This window comes from Actinosynnema sp. NPDC023658, from assembly GCF_040639995.1.
GTDB lineage: Bacteria > Actinomycetota > Actinomycetes > Mycobacteriales > Pseudonocardiaceae > Actinosynnema.
The window spans coordinates 1-3,347 of record NZ_JBFAAX010000534.1; the positions used below are offsets into that span (position 1 = coordinate 1).

Consider the following 3,347-nt stretch of genomic DNA (forward strand, 5'->3'; position numbering starts at 1 on the left):
CTGGTCATGGTCACCAGGATGCGCTCCGCGGTCCCGGTCGCCGCGTCGCGGAGCAGGAAGCCGAGCTCCGGGCGGAACGTCTGGTTGGTGATCTTGTTCTGCCAGGAGTCCGCGGGCATCGGGGCCGCACCCCAGTAGTCCTCGTACGAGGAGTTCCGGACGGACCGGAATTCCTCGTCGTTGCCCGGCGACCACGGCTCGACGCGCAGCCCGTCGGGCACCGGGGCGTTGCCGATCGCGTCCCCGAGCGGGTGCTTCATGTGCTGGAAGTAGCGGACCGGGGTGAAACCCTGGGAGCGGACGAGCTCGGCCAGGCCGGCGACGTGCTCGGCCTTGTGCACGTCGACCACGAGCGCGGCCGTCGGGTGGTGCAGCGCGTGCAGCACCTTCGCCGCCTCGACCCCCGCCCGGAGGAGGGTGGTGCCGACGCCGCGGCGCCGGTGGTCGGGGTGCACGCCGCCGTCGAGGAAGACCCGGTGGACCGCCTCCGCGGACGGCTTGAAGCGCACCTTCACGTAACCGACCATCACGTCGCCGTCGAACGCGGCCAGGCTCCCGCGCTCCAGGTCGGCGTAGGGGTCGACTAGCTCCTGGAGCGTGTCCTCCTCGGTGTAGTTCTCCCCGATCCGGTCCACGGCCTCGATGGCGTTGAGCAGGTCGGCCGAGGACCTGGCGTCACCACGGGTGAGCGGCCGCCACGTCAGGGCGGTGGAGTCGTCTCGCACGCGCCGGACGGTAGCCCCTGGACGCGTCGGCTGTCGCCCGCTTTCCCGACCGGGTCCGGAGACGCACGCGAGGCCACCGTCCCGAGTGGCCGTCAACGACCCTTCACGCCTCGGCGGCCTCCCAGGCGTCGCCGATGCAGCCCTCCTCGTAGGCCCACCACTCGTCGGCCTTGCCGTCCTTGAGCATCCTCTTCACCGCGGCGAGGTCGACCTCCGGCGGGACGTCGAGCGCAACCATCCCGTACTGCGCCAGCCCCTCGCCCTCCACGCCGAGGGCGGCGAACATGTCCAGCACCCGCTGCCTGTCACCCGCGAGCGGGCCTTTCCGGTACACGATCAACCGGATCGTGCAGTGGCCCGACCACTCGACCCGTTCCACGACCCGCAACACGCCATCCTCGTCGGCACGCACCCGGACGACATCGCCCGCCGCCACGTCGGGGGCGAACCACGGGATGTTGTCCAGCCGGACGTGGTCCCGCTCCGGCAACGGGATGGCCCACAGGCCTTCGGTACCCACCGGAGGCCACCCGTCCTCGTCGGTCGGGAGATCGAACACCACCTTGACCCTGTCATCGCCCCACTGCTCGGTCACGCCCCGAGCATGCCACCGCGCGGACCGACCTGTCCGTGGCCGTCATCGGGCACGACTGCGGTGGGGGCGCGATACCCTGCCCGCGGTGCCTCGAAGCGCGTGACCGGAGGAGTCGGTGCTGGGATGACGGCAGGGCGACCGATGCCCACGCAGGACGACGTGCTCGAGTACTTCGACACGCTGTCGAACTGGGGGCGGTGGGGCGAGGACGACGAGCTCGGCACGCTGAACCACATCACCGACGACGTGCGGTTGGCGGCGGCGCGGGCCGTGCGGCACGGCAGGAGCGTGTCGTGCGCGTGGGAGGTCTCCGTGCCGGGGGAGATGGAGCGGTCGACCACGACGTGCCCCTGCGCCGCCGACATGCCGGGTGCCGAGAACATGCCCGTGCCCGCGTTCCACGCCGACCGGCGCTGGGGCTTCTCGTCCGAGCGGCTCGGCCTCACGTTCCACGGCAACACCGTCACCCACGTGGACTCGCCGTGCCACCTGTTCTGGGACGGCAAGACGTACAACGGGCGGCCGCACTCGGTGGTCGACGCGGCGACGGGATCGGCGTGGGCGGCCGTCACGGCGGCGGCGAACGGGATCGTCACGCGCGGCGTCCTGCTGGACATCGCGGAAGTCCGCGGTGTGCCGTGGTTGGAACCGGGGCAGGGCGTGTTCCCCGACGACCTCGAAGAGGCCGAGCGTCGCCAGGGTGTGCGGGTGCGGCCCGGCGACGCGGTGCTGTTGCGGACCGGCTACGGCCGCTCCCGGCACGAGGCCGGTCCGGCCGGCGGCTTCACGCAGGCCGGTTGGCACGCGTCCTGCCTGCCGTGGCTGCACGACAGGGAAGTCGCGCTGATCGGTGCCGACACGCCGCAGGACGTGCAACCGTCGGGCTACGACGACGTGTTGATGCCGGTGCACGCGGTGAGCCTGGTCGCGATGGGGCTGTGGCTGCTCGACAACTGCGACCTGGAGGCGTGCGCGGCGACGGCGACCGAGCTCGGCCAGTGGGACTTCCACCTCGCGGTCGCGCCGGTCCGCTTCGCCGGCACGTCCGGCAGCCCGGTCAACCCGATCGCCACCTTCTGACAGACCGCGCCGTGCCGAACGCGTCGAGCGCACGGCACCACCGGTCACGCGCTCCTGGATGCCCTCCCGGTGTCGACGCCTGCGGTGTCGCCGGGAGTGACGCGCATGTCCCGGATGTACCAGTCGAGCTGTGTGCCGTCTTCGGTGCGCGTGCGCCGGTCGTGGGTGAACCCGGCCCGCCGGGCGACCGCGGCCGACGCGGCGTTGTCCGGCTCCACCCGGATCACCGCCTCCCTGCCGCCCTCACCGGCGCCGTAGCGGCAGGCCAGGTCGACGGCGCGGGTGGCCAGGCCGCGTCCCCGCCAGGACGGGTACAGGCCGTAGGCGACGTTCACCTGACCGGGAGCCAGGCCGGGCAGCTCGAACCTCAGGTCGATCGTCCCCGCGAGCGTCTCCTGCGCGCCCACCCGGATGCCGAAAGCCCGGAGCGGTCCGGCCGTCGTCCACTGCTCCTCGCAGTGCAGGAGGTAGGCCCTGACCCGCTTGAGCGTGCTGGGCGAGCCGCTGAGCCAGCGCACCAGCGGCTCGTCCTCGCCGGCGAAGTGCGCCTCCGCGTCGTCCGGGCGCAGCGGGGAGATGGTGATCAACCCGTCGGACAACCTCACCTCGTGCATCGGACGATTCTCGACGGCCCCGGTCGCGGCGCGTCACCGGGGTGGCCGACCCGTGGCGTCGGCCAACACCGTGCGTGCCAGGTCGCGCAACCAGATGTGGGCGTGGTCGGTGTCGTAGCGCTGGTGCCACGACAGGTACACGGGGGCCGGCGGCAGGTCGAGGGGGAGGGGCAGCAGGACCAGGTCGAGGTCCGCGACCGCTGAGCGGGCCGTCGACTCGGGAGCGGTGACGAGGAGGTCCGTGTCGCGGACGAAGGCGAACGCGGCCGCCTCGCCGGGCACGGCCCCCACCACGCGCCGCGTGAGCCCGAGTCGGGCCAAGGCCTTGTCGAG

Annotated in this window: 5 protein-coding genes; 1 reads left to right on the top strand and 4 read right to left on the bottom strand. The window is 72.5% G+C overall.

Annotation, left to right across the window (positions count from 1 at the left end):
- A partial coding sequence (locus AB0G02_RS30565) for a GNAT family N-acetyltransferase (RefSeq protein WP_360800824.1) occupies positions 1 to 725 on the bottom strand: 725 nt, incomplete at its 3' end.
- A 103-nt stretch (positions 726 to 828) separates the two neighbouring features.
- Complete coding sequence (locus AB0G02_RS30570) at positions 829 to 1,320, bottom strand: DUF4265 domain-containing protein (protein ID WP_360800827.1); 492 nt, start codon at positions 1,318 to 1,320, stop codon at positions 829 to 831.
- A 123-nt stretch (positions 1,321 to 1,443) separates the two neighbouring features.
- Here AB0G02_RS30570 and AB0G02_RS30575 point away from each other — a divergent pair, with 123 nt between their 5' ends.
- On the top strand, positions 1,444 to 2,400 hold the full coding sequence (locus AB0G02_RS30575) for a cyclase family protein (RefSeq protein WP_360800829.1): 957 nt from the start codon (positions 1,444 to 1,446) through the stop codon (positions 2,398 to 2,400).
- A 44-nt stretch (positions 2,401 to 2,444) separates the two neighbouring features.
- Here the strand turns inward: AB0G02_RS30575 and AB0G02_RS30580 are convergent, their stop codons facing one another.
- Both AB0G02_RS30580 and AB0G02_RS30585 read right to left on the bottom strand, forming a co-directional pair.
- A complete protein-coding gene (locus AB0G02_RS30580) occupies positions 2,445 to 3,014 on the bottom strand; it encodes a GNAT family N-acetyltransferase (protein ID WP_360800832.1) in 570 nt (189 codons plus the stop codon).
- 33 nt (positions 3,015 to 3,047) lie between these two features.
- On the bottom strand, positions 3,048 to 3,347 hold a 300-nt coding region (locus AB0G02_RS30585; protein WP_360800835.1), incomplete at its 5' end, for a LysR substrate-binding domain-containing protein.

What these genes read in the sequence shown, in the direction of transcription:
- AB0G02_RS30575 (WP_360800829.1), top strand. Translation starts at nt 1,444, where the DNA reads ATGACGGCAGGGCGACCGATGCCCACGCAGGACGACGTGCTCGAGTAC.
- AB0G02_RS30580 (WP_360800832.1), bottom strand. Translation starts at nt 3,014, where the DNA reads ATGCACGAGGTGAGGTTGTCCGACGGGTTGATCACCATCTCCCCGCTG.